The sequence below is a fragment of the Anaerotignum propionicum DSM 1682 genome (genome assembly GCF_001561955.1).
GTDB lineage: Bacteria > Bacillota > Clostridia > Lachnospirales > Anaerotignaceae > Chakrabartyella > Chakrabartyella propionicum.
Genome location: NZ_CP014223.1, coordinates 1,646,507 through 1,661,649, shown reverse-complemented (window position 1 = coordinate 1,661,649; position 15,143 = coordinate 1,646,507). Strand labels below are relative to the sequence as shown.

General features: G+C 40.9%; 13 protein-coding genes and 2 riboswitches. Of the genes, 8 read left to right on the top strand and 5 right to left on the bottom strand.

The window, feature by feature from the left end:
• Positions 1–88 precede the first annotated feature (88 nt).
• Complete coding sequence (locus CPRO_RS07800) at positions 89–1,309, top strand: efflux RND transporter periplasmic adaptor subunit (protein WP_066049993.1); 1,221 nt, start codon at positions 89–91, stop codon at positions 1,307–1,309.
• Positions 1,306–4,401 (top strand): efflux RND transporter permease subunit, encoded by a 3,096-nt coding sequence (locus CPRO_RS07795; RefSeq protein ID WP_066049990.1) that lies wholly within the window; start codon positions 1,306–1,308, stop codon positions 4,399–4,401. Before CPRO_RS07800 ends, CPRO_RS07795 begins: the two co-directional genes overlap by 4 nt.
• 200 nt (positions 4,402–4,601) lie before the next feature.
• Here CPRO_RS07795 and CPRO_RS07790 read toward each other — a convergent pair whose 3' ends face one another.
• The 5 genes from CPRO_RS07790 to CPRO_RS07770 all read right to left on the bottom strand — a co-directional run bounded on the left by CPRO_RS07790 (position 4,602) and on the right by CPRO_RS07770 (position 9,284).
• Positions 4,602–5,366, bottom strand: a complete 765-nt coding sequence (locus CPRO_RS07790) for an MBL fold metallo-hydrolase (RefSeq protein ID WP_066049987.1) — start codon at positions 5,364–5,366, stop codon at positions 4,602–4,604.
• Positions 5,367–5,740: 374 nt separating this feature from the next.
• The gene (gene bioA / locus CPRO_RS07785; RefSeq protein WP_066049985.1) at positions 5,741–7,075 is read right to left on the bottom strand and encodes an adenosylmethionine--8-amino-7-oxononanoate transaminase; all 1,335 of its coding nucleotides are present in this window, start codon (positions 7,073–7,075) and stop codon (positions 5,741–5,743) included.
• A 2-nt stretch (positions 7,076–7,077) separates the two neighbouring features.
• The gene (gene bioD / locus CPRO_RS07780; RefSeq protein WP_066049983.1) at positions 7,078–7,752 is read right to left on the bottom strand and encodes a dethiobiotin synthase; all 675 of its coding nucleotides are present in this window, start codon (positions 7,750–7,752) and stop codon (positions 7,078–7,080) included.
• Positions 7,745–8,716 (bottom strand): biotin synthase BioB, encoded by a 972-nt coding sequence (bioB, locus tag CPRO_RS07775; RefSeq protein WP_066049981.1) that lies wholly within the window; start codon positions 8,714–8,716, stop codon positions 7,745–7,747. The genes bioD and bioB overlap by 8 nt, the downstream gene beginning before the upstream one ends.
• A gap of 1 nt (position 8,717) precedes the next feature.
• Complete coding sequence (locus CPRO_RS07770; protein ID WP_066049978.1) at positions 8,718–9,284, bottom strand: biotin transporter BioY; 567 nt, start codon at positions 9,282–9,284, stop codon at positions 8,718–8,720.
• A 521-nt stretch (positions 9,285–9,805) separates the two neighbouring features.
• Positions 9,806–9,926: riboswitch (TPP riboswitch) on the top strand.
• A 65-nt stretch (positions 9,927–9,991) separates the two neighbouring features.
• Here CPRO_RS07770 and thiS point away from each other — a divergent pair.
• The 6 genes from thiS to thiC all read left to right on the top strand — a co-directional run bounded on the left by thiS (position 9,992) and on the right by thiC (position 15,063).
• Positions 9,992–10,186 carry a sulfur carrier protein ThiS gene (gene thiS, locus CPRO_RS07765; protein WP_066049975.1) on the top strand — a complete coding sequence of 65 codons (195 nt, stop codon included), beginning with the start codon at positions 9,992–9,994 and terminating at the stop codon, positions 10,184–10,186.
• Positions 10,179–10,829, top strand: a complete 651-nt coding sequence (thiF, locus tag CPRO_RS07760) for a thiamine biosynthesis protein ThiF (protein ID WP_334292468.1) — start codon at positions 10,179–10,181, stop codon at positions 10,827–10,829. The genes thiS and thiF overlap by 8 nt, the downstream gene beginning before the upstream one ends.
• Positions 10,830–10,852: 23 nt before the next feature.
• The gene (locus CPRO_RS07755) at positions 10,853–11,626 is read left to right on the top strand and encodes a thiazole synthase (protein ID WP_066049972.1); all 774 of its coding nucleotides are present in this window, start codon (positions 10,853–10,855) and stop codon (positions 11,624–11,626) included.
• 11 nt (positions 11,627–11,637) lie between these two features.
• A complete protein-coding gene (gene thiH, locus CPRO_RS07750) occupies positions 11,638–12,891 on the top strand; it encodes a 2-iminoacetate synthase ThiH (protein WP_066049969.1) in 1,254 nt (417 codons plus the stop codon).
• Complete coding sequence (locus tag CPRO_RS07745; protein WP_066049965.1) at positions 12,884–13,498, top strand: thiamine phosphate synthase; 615 nt, start codon at positions 12,884–12,886, stop codon at positions 13,496–13,498. The genes thiH and CPRO_RS07745 overlap by 8 nt, the downstream gene beginning before the upstream one ends.
• 91 nt (positions 13,499–13,589) lie before the next feature.
• Positions 13,590–13,688: riboswitch (TPP riboswitch) on the top strand.
• Positions 13,689–13,758: 70 nt separating this feature from the next.
• On the top strand, positions 13,759–15,063 hold the full coding sequence (gene thiC / locus CPRO_RS07740) for a phosphomethylpyrimidine synthase ThiC (RefSeq protein WP_066049962.1): 1,305 nt from the start codon (positions 13,759–13,761) through the stop codon (positions 15,061–15,063).
• Positions 15,064–15,143: the final 80 nt, after the last annotated feature.

Here is a 15,143-nt window from a genome sequence, read left to right as displayed (position 1 = left end):
CTTACAAAAAATAATATCATGCAATTCAACAAGTGTAAACAAAATACTTTTGAAAACTGAGAGACAAAAATAATAAAGGAGAAATGCAATGATTCAGAGAATGAGAAAATCCATTTGGGTGGCAGTACCCGTTTTATGTGCATTGCTACTAACCAGCTGCAACAGCGGCAAGGAACAAGAACAAGAGGACGGAAGAAGCGTTTCTGTTGCAACCGTAGGCGAGACGGCTTATACAGATACACTGAATCTGAGTGGCAATGTTGTTCTAATTGAAACTGCAAATCTTTCTTTTAAACTTGATGGAAAACTGAAAGATGTATATGTAAGGGAAGGCGATTCGGTGGAAATGGGGGAAAAGGTAGCTGAACTTTCAATGGATGATTACTCGTTACAGGTTCGGGCTGCTCAGGCACAGGTTCGGGCCGCCGATGCCCAGTATTCCACTGCAAAATTGCAGGCAAATACAGATGTTCCCTCAAAAATTGCCCAAGCAAAGGCACAGTTGGAGCTCACACAAAAAACTTATGACAGAGTAAAAAGCTTGTGCGATGCCCAAGTAGTGTCTCAAAGTGACCTTGATGAAATAGCGGCGAAGCTGACGGCAGATTTTGAGATATATCAGCAGGCATTGGAAGGTAAAAATATGGCTACTGCACAGCTTGAGGCGGCAGCAGCTCAAAAAGATCAGGCAACTGTGGCCGCAGATAAAGCAGTGAAGGATTTGAAAGATACAACACTAAATAGCCCTATGAGAGGTGTGATCTTAAAAAAGCTTATGAATGGAGGAGAGACGGCAGCGGCGGGATATCCTGTTGTGGTTATTGGACGAACAGATGAAGTTTACATAGAAATTGGTGTTCCCGATGAACGAATTAATGAAATGAAGCAAGGGCAGACAGCAGAAGTTTCGGTGTATGGCATAAAAAGAACCTTTCAAGGAAGTGTTTCTGAAATCGGTGCATTGGCAGACAGCAATACCCGTACATTTACTGTGAAAATCAACGTTAAGAATCCCGATGGCTTGTTAAAACCGGGGATGATTGCCAATGTGACAATTCATACCGGTTCACAAAGGGCAGTTTTGATACCCTTAGACAGTGTTTTGCAAAGGGCTGATGGTTCAGTGGTTTTTGTGTATGATTCCGTCAATAAGACGGTTAAGAGAAAAGTGATAACAACGGGAGAAATCTGTGGTAGCTCCATTGAAATTCTTTCCGGATTGGAATTTGGAGAACAAATTGTGACAGAAGGGCAATTTTTATTATATGACGGCGATGTTGTTCAGCTTGCAGAGGAGGTTAAGCCATGATTTCATGGAGTGTAAAGCACAAAAGTATTCTTGCTCTGCTGACCGGACTATTTATGATACTTGGTATTTATACCTTCACTGTGATGGAACGTCAGGAGAATCCCGAGGTGATCAGCCCCGTTGCCTCCGTTACCTGCATTTATCCGGGCGCAAGCCCCGAGGATATAGAAAAGCTGATTGTTAAGCCCATGGAAGAGAAAATTGACACCATAGCGGGAATTAAGAAGCTGGAAAGCTATTCTGTAGATTCAGCTGGGGTAATTCAGATTACGCTGAAAGATATGAGCGACAATGAGATCAATAAAAAGTGGGATAAACTGCGGGAAAAAATTGATGACATTAAGCCTGAGCTACCCGCTGATGCAGAGGCTCCTGTGATCAATACGGACTTTTCCAGCTCCTATGGACTCATTATGGGACTATCCGGAGAAGACAACACCAATCAGGAGATTGCTGATGTAGCAAAACAGATGAAAAATATGCTTTCCAAGGATACAGATGTGAAAGCAGTAGATATCATGGGGGATGAAAAACAGCAAGTAGAAATTGCATTAAATATGTCAAAGCTTCAACAGTATGGAATTGCACCTGCTACAGTGGCGGCTCAACTTACTGCCCGCAACATTAATATTCCCGGTGGAAATCTTGAGCTCTCAGGAATGAAGATTCCCATTCAGGTTTCCGGAGAATATCAATCTATGGAGGAAATTAAGGATACCATTGTTTTTGTTTCAGTGGATTCAGGCACTTCTGTTTATTTGAAAAATGTGGCTGAGGTTTTTCAGACAGAGGTAAAGCCTGAAAAACAGGTCTATGTGAATGGAAAACAAGGGGTTCTAATCGGTGTGAAATATGCAGATGGTATCAATATATTAAATGTTGAAAAGCGCCTTCAAGATAGCATTCGTGAGTTTGAAAAAACAAAACTGTATGCTGGAATGAAACTGACTGAGTTAAACAATCAGGCAAGCTTTGTAAAGAGTTCCATCGACATGTTTTCAGATAATCTAATGGTAGGAATTCTGTTGGTTTTCGTAGTTGTGTTGATATCTATGGGGTTGCGGTCAGCGGCTGTTGTATCGATTCCTATTCCGATTATCTGTATCCTTGTTTTTGGCTATATGTATCTTACCAGAATCCCCCTACATCAGGTGGCAGTTGCATCACTGATGATTTCACTGAGCTTAATGGTTGCCAATGGAATTGTCGCCAACGATAATATCCACGTTTATCTGGCTAAGGGTGAGTCACTGACAAACGCCTGCATCAATGGCGTAAAAGAGGTAAGCATCCCAATTTTAACCTCATCACTAACAACGGTTGCATCATTTCTTCCGTTGGCAATGATGAACGGAGATGCGGGGAAATTTGTAAAAACCCTTCCAATACTGGTTAGTGTGGCTCTGGCAGGTTCCTACCTGACTTCTTTGACCATCGTTCCGGCTCTGGGACATTTGCTTTACAAACATTCCGTTGACGACAAGCCTGTCAATACCAAATTCTCAAATATTAATGTTTGGAAACAAAAGATAATGAAAAAATTGCGTCTTAAGGCATTTTTTGAGAAGGGGAAAGCGTTATATGGGCAGTTACTGAATTTTGCATTGAAAAAGCCAAGGGAAGTACTGTTGTTTTTTGTTGCTCTCCTTGTTGTTTCCACCCTTATTATCCCCACCTTATCCGTACAGCTTTTTCCCCCGGTGGAGCGGGATCAGTATGTGTTGAATGTTACAACCCAAGATGGGAGTACACTGGAAAAGACGCTGGCACAATGTAAGAAGGTTGCTGGGGTGCTCGAGAATGAAAAATCCGTACAATCTTTTTCGAGTACTGTTGGAGATGGCTTTATGAAATATTATGTGACTTTTGAACCGGAACAGCAGGCTACGAATAAAGCACAATTTCTGATTAATGGAACCCGTGCAGAGGCAGCGGCTGTAGAAAAGAAAATTCTTCGAGAGGTTCCGGGAATTACTACGACGCTGAAATATTTGGAAATCAGTTTGCCTTTAACCTATCCCATACAAGTAAGAATATCCGGTGATGATATTGAAAAACTACGGAGTCTTGAAGTTGATATTGAAGATCGATGCCGTACTGTACCCGGTACCAGAAATGTGAAAGACAACTATGGAGATAACAGCTATCGCCTAAATGTTAATGTTAATGAGGAAAAGGCAAACCTTGTGGGTATCACCAACTATGATGTTGCCAGTACAGTAAGAATGGCTGTAAATGGACTAGAAATTGTGAAAATGAAACAGAAGGACTTGGAGAAAGACTCTCTGCCTGTGATTGCCAAAATATCAGATAAAGATAAAACAAGCCGTGAAATACTAAATACCATTTTTCTGACATCTCAGATTACAGGAAAAAATGTTCCCTTGACTCAGATTGCCACCATAGAAACCCAATCCTCGTTAAATCAGATTATTCGCAGAAACAGCCAACGGACGATTACCATTGGCAGTTATGTGGAGGATGGTTATAACACTGCGGCGGTGATGGAAAATGTGGAAAAGAGCATGGAAGGATTGAATCTTCCCGACGGATACACCTTGGAATACGGCGGTGAAAGCGAAAACAGCAAAGATGCATTTTCTTCTATGACATTACCAACAATTATTGCGGGTATTCTGATTTATATCATATTGGTATTTCAATTTGGTGATCTTTTGGAACCACTGATTATCATGGGCACTATTCCCCTGTCCTTTATTGGGATAATTTGGGGACTAAAGTGGATGAACTATCCCATTGGATTTATGGCGTTGCTTGGTGCAATCAGCTTAATGGGAGTTGTTGTAAATAATGGTATCGTTCTTCTGGATTATATCAAGGTGCTCCTTCCCCAGTCTAATGATTTTCGGGAAGCCATTGTTCAAGCATGTGAAACACGTATGCGCCCGATTATGATTGGAATGATTACAACAGTTTTCTCTCTTCTTCCTCTTATGATTTCAGGGGGACCGTTGTGGGCACCAATGGCTACGTCAGTCATATTTGGAATGATGCTGTCCACAGTTCTAACTATGATTGTTATTCCTTGTGCCTATGCCCTGATTGCCACTAGGCGAGCAGAACAAAAATAATTTCAAAGTTTCAAAAAAGTTGGGTAAGATTATATAAAAAGGCTTTGCTTATTCTGTTATGAACAAAGCCTTTTTTGCATTCACAGAAAGTTATCTTAAGCTGGGATTCTAGTAGAGGACTCTTGTGAAATCTTTTCTTACTTAATCGGAATAAAGAATAATAAGCAGAGAGTGATTGCTCTCTGCTTATTATTATACATCTACATCCAGATTGCCCAGTCGCCATAATCAAACGTACCACTTCCGTGGTGCAGCTTTCCCTCTGCTTTTAGCTTTCTCAAAGCATCTCTCATACGAATTATAATTTCAGGCTGAATGTCCAGTGTATGATGTGCCGGAAACACCTTTTCAACGGAAAGGCTTGAAATACTTTCGAGAGAACAAAGATAGGCCTGTGGATCTGTGGAAGGATAGTAAGCAAACAAGGTGTCCTTATAGATTAAATCCCCTGTAAAGAGATAGCCTCTTGCCGCCTCATAAAAACAAATATGCCCAGGGGAATGTCCGGGAGTATGGATTATCTCAATGCTTCTGCCTCCCAGGTCTATAACTTCATTACCATATAATACTTTTGTGGGCTCACCTTGGAAAAATTCATAAGTACCCACATCATATCCTTCGGGCGGGTCACAGCGATCTAATACCATTTCACGTATTGTGTCCATGGATAAAGGAAATCCTCCTCTCAACCAGACGAGTTCTTCTTCGTGGGCATAAAAATCCGGGAAATATTTGTGTCCACCGATATGATCCCAATGGATATGCGTTGCAACTGCCGTTATAGGTTTATCCGTCAACAGTTTCACTACATCATAAATATTAGAAATACCAAGTCCTGTGTCAATGAGCAAACTGCGGTCTTCTCCGTTTAGTAAGTAACAGTGTGTTTCCTCCCAGTGACGATATTCACTGATTATGTACGTAGCGTTATCGATTTTATCTATTGTAAACCAGTCTTCCTCCATTTCCACCCTTCTTTCATTAATTTCAAATTATTCTATCCACTTAAATCACCTAAAGTGAATTAAGCCATTCCATAAGTATACTACCAAGTAATTCGAAAAGAAAGGAAAATCTTGTAAAAAAGTATTTTGAGTTCATGCATGTTCAGGAAGCAGATCTTTTAAACTTATGCAGAAGTATTTAATTAACTGTATGATCTAATCTTATTCAACCACCAGGATATGTAATGAAAAATCATTGACTGCTATTGCAAGATGCAGGCAGAAGCGGTCTTGGAAGGCCTTGTCTGATTTCTCTGCCCCAAGCTGGGAAAATTGTGTGGGAGAGTGATGAATCAAAGGGAACAGGGATTTTGTTTCTCTTTTTTTATATAAACCTATAAGATTTTACGAATTGCTGCCATGCAACGTTCTACTGCTTTGTCAATTTCATCTTCATTGATAATCAGAGGAGGATTGAAATATAGCACATTTCCAAGGGGGCGCAACAGCAAACCTTCTTGGAGTGCAGATTTATAAATTTGATATCCAATGCGTAGACGGGGATCAAACCCGATTTTTTTTTTGTCTGTAACAAGCTCTATAGCATTGATAAGACCAATATTGCGAATTTCGCCTACATTAGGATGATCCATAAGGTTTTCCCATAGCTTTTGATGCAAATATTTTCCCCGAATAGCTGCTTTTTCCAGAACATTATCTTCTTTCAGAACTTTTTGCACTGCCAATGCCGCACTGCACCCCAGGGGATTCCCACTGTAGGTGTGACTGTGCATAAATGCTTTTCCTTCGTTGTAGTCTGCATAAAAAGCATCATAGATTTTGTTGGTGGTGATGGTAATAGCCATTGGTAAATATCCGCCGGTAAGCCCTTTGGATAAACACATGATATCCGGTGTGATTTGGGCATAATCACAGGCAAACATTTTTCCCGTTCTGCCAAAGCCTGTGGCGATCTCATCAACAATGAGCAAAACATCATATTGCTTACAGAGGGTATCCAGTTTTTTAAGATATATGGGAGGGTAGATGCGCATGCCCGCACTGCCTTGCAGCAATGGTTCAATGATGATTGCACAAGTTTCCTCAGCATACTGTTCAAAGGCTTTTTCAGCATGTTCAAAGCACTCGGCACCACAGGTATTGCGGCATTTACCGTAGGAACAACGGTAGCAATCCGGTGCTTCAATATGAATGGTATCCATCAGCATGGGTTTGTAGATACTGGCGTATAGATCCATACTGCCCACAGATAGGGCACCAATTGTTTCTCCATGATACCCTTCGGATAAACACATAAATCTTTTTTTTCTCGGTTTTCCTGTCTGATGCATATACTGAAAAGCCATTTTAAGAGCGCATTCCACGGAAGCAGAACCATTGTCGGAAAAATTGAATTTCGTCAATCCTTTTGGAATAATATCACTGAGTTCCTCGCAGAGTGATATTGCTGGCCCATGGGAAAAGTTTGCAAATATGACATGTTCTAGTTTATCAAGTTGTTTTTTGATGCTGTCATTGATTTTTTCATTACAGTGCCCCAGCAGATTGCACCACCAAGAGCTGACGATGTCTATATATTCCTTGCCATCTACATCATACAGATAGATACCTTTACCACGATCAATGATGATTGGAGGAAGTGCTTCATAATCCTTCATTTGAGAGCAGGGATGCCAAATATATTTGAGGTCTTTTTTAGCTAAGTCCATTTTTACTTCTCCTTAAAAATTTCGGATAACATAGTTGGATCTATCGTCAGTTCTTCATCATTTGGTGCAACCAAAGAGATAACTGTCAATCCAGTGAGTGCTTCAATCATTTTTATGTTGTCCTTTTGTAGTATAGTGCCGGTATAATGATTCATAATAATTCCTTTTATGCCGATATTTTTTTGACGCATGTATTCAACGGTAAGGACAACGGCATTGATGGTTCCCAGTCCCGCATTTGCAACAATCAGCGTGTCAAGTTCAAGGTTTTTGATGATATCTTCTAGAAAAATGTGTGCCTCATCATCATAACGGATGGGACAAACGATACCTCCACTTCCTTCAACGACTACATAATCGTACTTTTCGCTAACATGAATGAAATCCCTCTTTATCTGATTAAGCTCCACAGGATTTCCTTTAAGCTTTGAAGCAAGATGGGGAGAAACAGCATCTTTGTACAAATAGGATACAAGGGTTTCGGGCTCTTGACCTATTTGTGCCAGGTCATTGACATAGCCTGCATCGCTTTCGGAGATGTTTTTGGCTCCGCTAAGCACACCCTTATAATAGCCAGTGTTCATACCCATATCCCGCATTTTTTTAATCAAAAGTGCTGCAACATAGGTTTTTCCGATATCTGTTCCTGTTCCTGTAATGAAAATACCTTTACCCATTCCAGCGCACCACCTTATATCCAAGGTTTTGCAGCATTTTCATATCAGAGGATATTGAAATTCCTGCTGTGGTCAGCATATCTCCGGAAATGGCAGCGTTTCCACCGGAAAGGAAACAACTTTCTCCTTTGTCTGCCAAAAGACCACGTCCACCGGCAAGGCGAATAGATGCTTTTGGAAACAAAAACCGATAAACTGCAACAATGCGGCACATGTCGTCATTTGTTAATGGGGGATTATTTTCAAAGGGTGTACCGGGGATTGGGTTCAGCAGATTAATGGGAATGGAGTTTACACCCAGTTCCCTCAAAGTCAGTGCCATATCAACGCGGTCTTCTGCAGTTTCGCCCAAACCCATAATTCCACCGCTGCAAACCTCAAGCCCCACCCTTTGGGCAGCTTGGATAGAGGCGATTTTTTCATCATAACTATGGGTGGAGCAAACATTTGGAAAATATCTACGGGAGGTCTCCAAATTGTTATGTATACGTGTGACCCCTGCCTCCTTCAGTTTTTGAAATTGGCTTTCCTTGAGAAGCCCAAGAGAGGCGCAGACGGAAATTTTAGTTTGTTTTCCAATGATATGCACGCTTTCGCACAGGGAATCTAGCTCTGCATCATTCAGTGCCTTTCCGGATGTAACGATGGAATATCGCAGAACTCCGTTTATATCATTGTATTTTGCCTCAGTCAAAAGGGTATCTGTACTCAACATAGAGTATGACTGAATCTTTGTGTGATAGTGGGCGGACTGGGCGCAAAATTTACAGTCCTCTGAACAACGACCGCTTTTTCCATTGATAATGGTGCAAATATCAAAGGCAGAACCACAAAAATGAATGCGAATCTCATTTGCGGCTTGGCACAACTCTTCCAGTGGAGCATCATAGAGAGCCAGTGCTTCTTTTTTGGTTATGAGAGAGTTATTGAACACCTTTTCCTTTAATTCTGAAATGTACTCCATTTTATACCTCCAATTTTAGATTATGTAAAACAGGGATTAGCCTTTTGGCCAATATTGCAGCTAGAATGCAAAGCACGATGTCCCCCGGAACTGCAAGAAGGAAACAATATAGAAACAGAGGCCATAGGCCAATACCTGTACCTAGATAAAATGTGCTTATCAACCAATAATAAGCCATTCCAAAAAGATAAACGATAAAAAGACCTATAAAGTTAGCGATAAGCAGCCTTTTAAACGAAGGGATGGGGGAGTCTCTCCCAACCTTTCCGATAACAAGCGTACTGACGCAAAAACCAATTAAATATCCGAAGCTGGGTTTGAGAATATAAGCCAAACCGCCACCCTCTGCGAATATGGGCAGTCCCAAAAGACCCAGAATGATGTAAAGAAGGACGCTGATAGAACCGCGTTTTCCCCCTAATAATAGCCCCGCCAGCATTGTAAAGAGGAATTGTAGCGTGAATGGTACCATGGGAACTGGGATACGTATGAATGCCCCAATGGCAGTCAGAGATGTGAAAATGGCACACAGAATCATAGATTTTATTGAGAACTGTTTTTTTATCATTAAGATGCTCCTTCAAATTTTTTATGATGCTAGTCAATTTCTCTACGTAATTCAGATTTCAACGTTGAAATTTTTCATTTCTTTCTATGGAGAAATTAGATTGGTGATTTGGGTGACGCAGCTACCTCTTGCAAAAGTTAGTTATTGGAAAAAGTATAATAAGAACAGTTGCTATTGTCAACTTAATGAATTAAAAAGGTTTACAATAAATTTTGTAGTCTATGCTGAGAGATTTCACATATAGGATGATGTTAACTCAATTAGATGACATGAAAAACAATTTGGTTTATAGATTCATTAAATCTGGATTCTGAAATATCTGTGAAAACTCCGAAAGTTGTGGCCTTTCAAATTTTCTCGTCACTCCAACGAATGTTTCTTTCTTTTATCTAAGGTTGGTGGTACATAAGGTGAAATGGTTTTCGTTGTATTCACCAACTTTCATCAGAAATTATTATGAAATAAAAAAATTTAATATTTTTCTTGCGAAATGCTATATATCGTAGTATTATTGTGAATAACAATTAAATAAGGGGAGCTTGAGGGTGTTTACATCCAAACAGGCTGAGAGGAAGGTATGACCTTCGACCCATTAACCTGATTTGGATAATGCCAACGTAGGGACGACTGAGTTTAAATTTTATGGGAAGTTGCCAATCAGGTAACTTCCCATTTTTAATTTATTTTTATTAAGGAGGTTTTAAGCCATGGTAAAAATCAATGGAACATTCCATGAAGTTGTAGGAAAGACTCTGATGGAGTATTTGTCTACGACAAGCTATGATTCCAAACGGATTGCCGTTGAAAGAAATGGTGAAATCGTTCCCAAAGGGAGTTATGGCACAGTTGAGTTAAAAAAGGGTGATGTGATTGAAGTTGTTAGTTTTGTAGGAGGTGGTTGAATTGAACGGCATTCCAACAAAGGATGAAATGCGGCAGGCTCTTGATAATCGAAATGGAAGGAACCTGCAGGATAAATTTGCAAGAGCAACCGTTGCAATCTGTGGGCTTGGAGGACTTGGCTCAAATATCGCCGTCTCTCTTGCTCGTGCAGGGGTGGGTAAGCTGATTTTGATTGATTTTGATGAAGTGGATATTACCAACCTTCACCGCCAGCAATATAAAGCATCTCAAATTGGGTGTTTCAAAACCAAAGCCCTTGCTGACAATTTAAAGGAAATTTCGCCGTATCTTGCTATTACAACCTATACCCAACGAATTGACGAAAATAATTTTCAGGAGTTATTGCAGGGGGCAGATATCATTTGCGAAGCCTTTGATGTAGCCGAAGCAAAAGCTCTGTTGGTAAACGGTGTGCTGGAAAAGATGCCGGAGAAATATCTGATTGCAGCTTCCGGAATGGCTGGGATTGATTCAGCAAATAACATTCATACAAGAAGGGTAACAAACTGTTTTTATCTCTGCGGAGATGAAGTCAGCGATGTGGCTGATAATATTGGACTTTTTTCCTCCCGTGTTATGTTATGTGCCGCACATCAGGCTCATATGGTTCTGCGTATTCTTGGAGGAAAATTTGAAGTTTAAAATTGAGAAAGAAGGTATACATAATGCAATCAAACGATAAACTGACCATCGGAGGTAAGGCGTTTCAATCCAGATTCATTCTGGGTTCCGGCAAGTATTCTTTAAATTTAATCGAAGCGGCTGTAAAAGATGCCGGTGCGGAAATCATTACCCTTGCCGTTCGCCGTGCCAACACCAAGGAACAGGAAAATATCTTAGACTTCATTCCGGAGGGCGTTACGCTATTGCCCAATACCTCGGGAGCTAGAAATGCCCAGGAAGCGGTGCGTATTGCCAGACTTGCAAGAGAACTGGGATGTGGAAATTTTGTGAAAATCGAAATTATGCGAGACTCCAAATATCTGTTGCCCGATAATCAGGAGACAATCAAGGCCACAGAGATTCTTGCAAAAGAAGGATTTGTGGTTATGCCTTATATGTATCCGGATTTAAATGTAGCAAGAGATTTGGTGAATGCCGGTGCTGCTTCCATTATGCCCTTGGGTTCGCCCATTGGCTCCAACAAAGGACTTGTAACAAAAGAGTTTATTCAGATTCTAATTGAAGAAATTGACCTTCCCATCATTGTTGACGCTGGCATAGGCAGACCCTCTCAGGCTTGCGAGGCAATGGAAATGGGCGCCGCTGCAATTATGGCGAATACTGCCCTTGCCACAGCGGGTAATCTCCCCATGATGGCATCTGCATTTCGACAGGCAATCGAAGCAGGACGCAAGGCGTATCTCTCCGGTCTTGGCAGAGTCCTTGTACGAGGGGCATCTCCTTCCGATCCACTGACGGGTTTCCTACATAACTAGGAGGTAATTTTATGGAAAATCAATTTTTTGTAGATTCAGAGCATTTGTCTGAATCTGCCCTTGAAAAGAAACATTTGTTGGAAACTGATCCATCTTATCGTAAAAACCACATGGAGTATTTACCCGGGATGGAGCAAATTCAGTCCGACATCTGCAAAGATGTTATGACTCAGATGCATTCCTATGATTACACCCAATATACTGCATTTGATGTAAAAACGGCGCTAGAGCATGAGACTTGCTCCCTGGATGATTTCAAGGCTTTGCTATCCCCAGCGGCAGAGCCATTCCTTGAGGAGTTAGCTCAAAAAGCAAGACTGGAAAGCAGCAAGCATTTTGGTAATACAGTGTATCTTTTTACGCCACTTTATGTTGCAAATTATTGCGAGAACTATTGTGTTTATTGCGGTTTCAACTGCTACAATCACATCAAACGAGTAAAATTGACTATGGAGCAGATTGAGCATGAGATGAAGGTGATTGCAGAAAGTGGGATGGAGGAAATTCTGATTCTTACTGGGGAAAGTCGTAGTCAGAGTGATGTGGCCTATATTGGTGAGGCATGCAAATTGGCACGAAAATTTTTCCGTATGGTTGGGCTGGAAATCTATCCCGTTAATACTGACGAATATAGATATCTTCATCAATGTGGCGCTGACTACGTGACTGTGTTTCAGGAAACCTATGACCCAGAGAAATACGAAACCATTCATCTTTGTGGGCATAAGCGTGTTTGGCCATATCGTTTTGATGCCCAAGAACGTGCCCTTAGAGGGGGTATGCGGGGCGTGGGATTCTCTGCTTTGCTGGGTCTTTCGGATTTTAGAAAGGATGCCCTTGCCAGCGCACTTCATGTGTATTATTTACAAAGAAAATATCCTCAGGCAGAGATGTCTCTATCTTGCCCAAGACTTCGACCCATCATCAATAACGATAAGATTAATCCTATGGATGTGGGTGAAAAACAACTCTGTCAAATGATATGTGCATATCGTATTTTTTTGCCTTTCGTGGGAATTACGGTGTCTTCTCGTGAAAGTGCGTCTTTCCGTAATGGTATTGTGAAAATTGCGGCTACTAAAGTTTCAGCCGGTGTCTCAACGGGTATTGGAGACCATGAAAACAAATACAGAGGAAAGGAATCAGATGGGGCACAAGGCGACGAGCAGTTTGAGATTGATGACAGCCGCAGTTTAGATCAAATGTATCAGGATATTTCAGAGGATGGCTTGCAACCCGTTCTGAACGATTATCTTTATGTATGATTTTATTTGTGTTACCAACCGTCTGCTGTGTAAAGAAGAATTTCTGCACCGCATAGAAAAGATTGCCTCCAAACATCCAGCCGGTATTATTCTGCGGGAAAAAGATTTATCAGAAGAAGAATATAAACAGTTGGCAAAACAGGTGTTGGAAATTTGTGCGAAACACCAAGTGCCATGTATTCTACACAGTTTTGTGGATGTGGCCATGGAGCTGGGTGCCGAGGCAATTCATCTGCCGCTGCCTATGCTAAAAGAAGTCACCGAAACACAGAAAGTCCGCTTTAAAGTAATGGGTAGCTCCTGTCATTCGCTAGAGGAGGCCCTGGAGGCTCAGCGCCTTGGGTGTACTTATATTATTGCAGGGCATATCTTTCAAACTGACTGCAAAAAGGGTTTAGCAGGACGAGGGCTCCACTTTTTAGAACATATTTGTAACAGTGTATCCATCCCTGTTTATGCCATTGGAGGGATTGACTATCATAACATTTATTCTGTCTATGAAGCAGGGGCCAAAGGCGCTTGCGTCATGAGCGGCCTGATGAAATGCGATGATGTAGCGTTATATTTAATAGGTTTCGAAAAAGCAGATGGAAAATATAGTGTTTAGCAAGGCCAGCTTGTTCTTCTAAAGAAACTGCAAGGATTAACAAAGTATAGAAGAAACAGTTTTATAATAGACTTTCGACGTAAAAAAAATTGAATAGAAGCAGGGGGGCTTTATAGCTGAAAGGAAGTTTTACTTCGACCCTTAACCTGATTTGGATAATGCCAACGTAGGGAGCACAGTGCTGTTATAGAAGCAGAAAGTACCCTAATCAGGGTGTTTTCTGTTCTTTTTTTAACTAACTTTTTAAGAAAAGGGGATAAATTATGAATTATAACACCCAAATGGAAGCAGCAAAAAATGGAATTATTACACCACAAATGGAACTTGTTGCCAAAAAGGAATGCAGAGAGCCAGAGTTTATCAGACAGCATGTGGCAGAAGGTAAAATTACAATTTGTGCAAATAAAAATCATAAGTGCTTAGACGTAAATGGTATTGGCTCTATGCTCAGAACAAAAATAAATGTAAACCTCGGTGTTTCCAGAGATTGTAAGGATTATGATATTGAAATGAAAAAGGTTATGGCAGCTGTCAATATGGGGGCAGAGGCAATTATGGATTTGTCATCTCATGGAGATACATCAGGCTTTAGAAGAAAGCTGACTTCGGAATGCCCTGCCATGATAGGTACAGTGCCTGTATATGATTCTGTAATACACTATCGAAGAGATTTAGCAACTTTAACAGCAAAAGATTTCATAGATGTGGTACGACTTCATGCGCAAGACGGAGTTGACTTTCTAACTTTACATTGTGGAATAACACGCAAAACAATTGAGCAGATAAAATTACACAAAAGAAAAATGAATATTGTTTCAAGAGGTGGTTCGCTGATATTTGCTTGGATGTGTATGACAGGAAATGAAAACCCATTTTACGAGTATTACGATGAAATTCTTGAGATTTGTAGAGAATATGATGTTACGATTTCATTAGGTGACGCTTGCCGCCCAGGTTGTCTTGCAGACGCAGGGGATGTTTGCCAAATAGATGAGCTGGTTCGTTTGGGCGAATTAACAAAAAGGGCGTGGGCAAGGGATGTTCAAGTTATGGTAGAGGGCCCCGGACATGTTCCCCTAGATCAAGTTGAAGCAAATATGAAAATACAACAAACGATTTGTATGGGAGCACCTTTCTATGTGCTTGGCCCTATCGTTACAGATATTGCTCCGGGGTATGACCACATCACTGCGGCAATCGGCGGTGCGGTTGCAGCAATGGCAGGGGCGGCGTTCTTGTGCTATGTGACCCCGGCAGAACATCTTGCACTACCTAATATTGATGATGTGAAGCAAGGGATTATAGCAAGTAAAATTGCGGCACATGCGGCGGATATCGCAAAAAAAATTCCGAATGCAAGAGACATAGATGACAAAATGGGGGATGCAAGAAAAAAATTGGACTGGGAGGGACAATGGCAATGCGCCCTTGATCCGGAATATGCAAAATCTATCCGTGATGAAAGAACACCTGAATTTGATGACACTTGTTCCATGTGCGGTAAGTTTTGTGCTGTTAGAAGTATGAATAAAGCCTTAAATAATGAATATATTGATATTTTGTAATCGAAATATAAAAAAATGGAAATTGTAAGCATTGGTGATATGCAGGAAAATGGCATATTAGAACTGTTTCCTTAGAAATT

What these genes read in the sequence shown, in the direction of transcription:
- CPRO_RS07800 (WP_066049993.1), top strand. Translation starts at nt 89, where the DNA reads ATGATTCAGAGAATGAGAAAATCCATTTGGGTGGCAGTACCCGTTTTA.
- CPRO_RS07795 (WP_066049990.1), top strand. Translation starts at nt 1,306, where the DNA reads ATGATTTCATGGAGTGTAAAGCACAAAAGTATTCTTGCTCTGCTGACC.
- CPRO_RS07790 (WP_066049987.1), bottom strand. Translation starts at nt 5,366, where the DNA reads ATGGAGGAAGACTGGTTTACAATAGATAAAATCGATAACGCTACGTAC.
- bioA (WP_066049985.1), bottom strand. Translation starts at nt 7,075, where the DNA reads ATGGACTTAGCTAAAAAAGACCTCAAATATATTTGGCATCCCTGCTCT.
- bioD (WP_066049983.1), bottom strand. Translation starts at nt 7,752, where the DNA reads ATGGGTAAAGGTATTTTCATTACAGGAACAGGAACAGATATCGGAAAA.
- bioB (WP_066049981.1), bottom strand. Translation starts at nt 8,716, where the DNA reads ATGGAGTACATTTCAGAATTAAAGGAAAAGGTGTTCAATAACTCTCTC.
- CPRO_RS07770 (WP_066049978.1), bottom strand. Translation starts at nt 9,284, where the DNA reads ATGATAAAAAAACAGTTCTCAATAAAATCTATGATTCTGTGTGCCATT.
- thiS (WP_066049975.1), top strand. Translation starts at nt 9,992, where the DNA reads ATGGTAAAAATCAATGGAACATTCCATGAAGTTGTAGGAAAGACTCTG.
- CPRO_RS07755 (WP_066049972.1), top strand. Translation starts at nt 10,853, where the DNA reads ATGCAATCAAACGATAAACTGACCATCGGAGGTAAGGCGTTTCAATCC.
- thiH (WP_066049969.1), top strand. Translation starts at nt 11,638, where the DNA reads ATGGAAAATCAATTTTTTGTAGATTCAGAGCATTTGTCTGAATCTGCC.
- CPRO_RS07745 (WP_066049965.1), top strand. Translation starts at nt 12,884, where the DNA reads ATGTATGATTTTATTTGTGTTACCAACCGTCTGCTGTGTAAAGAAGAA.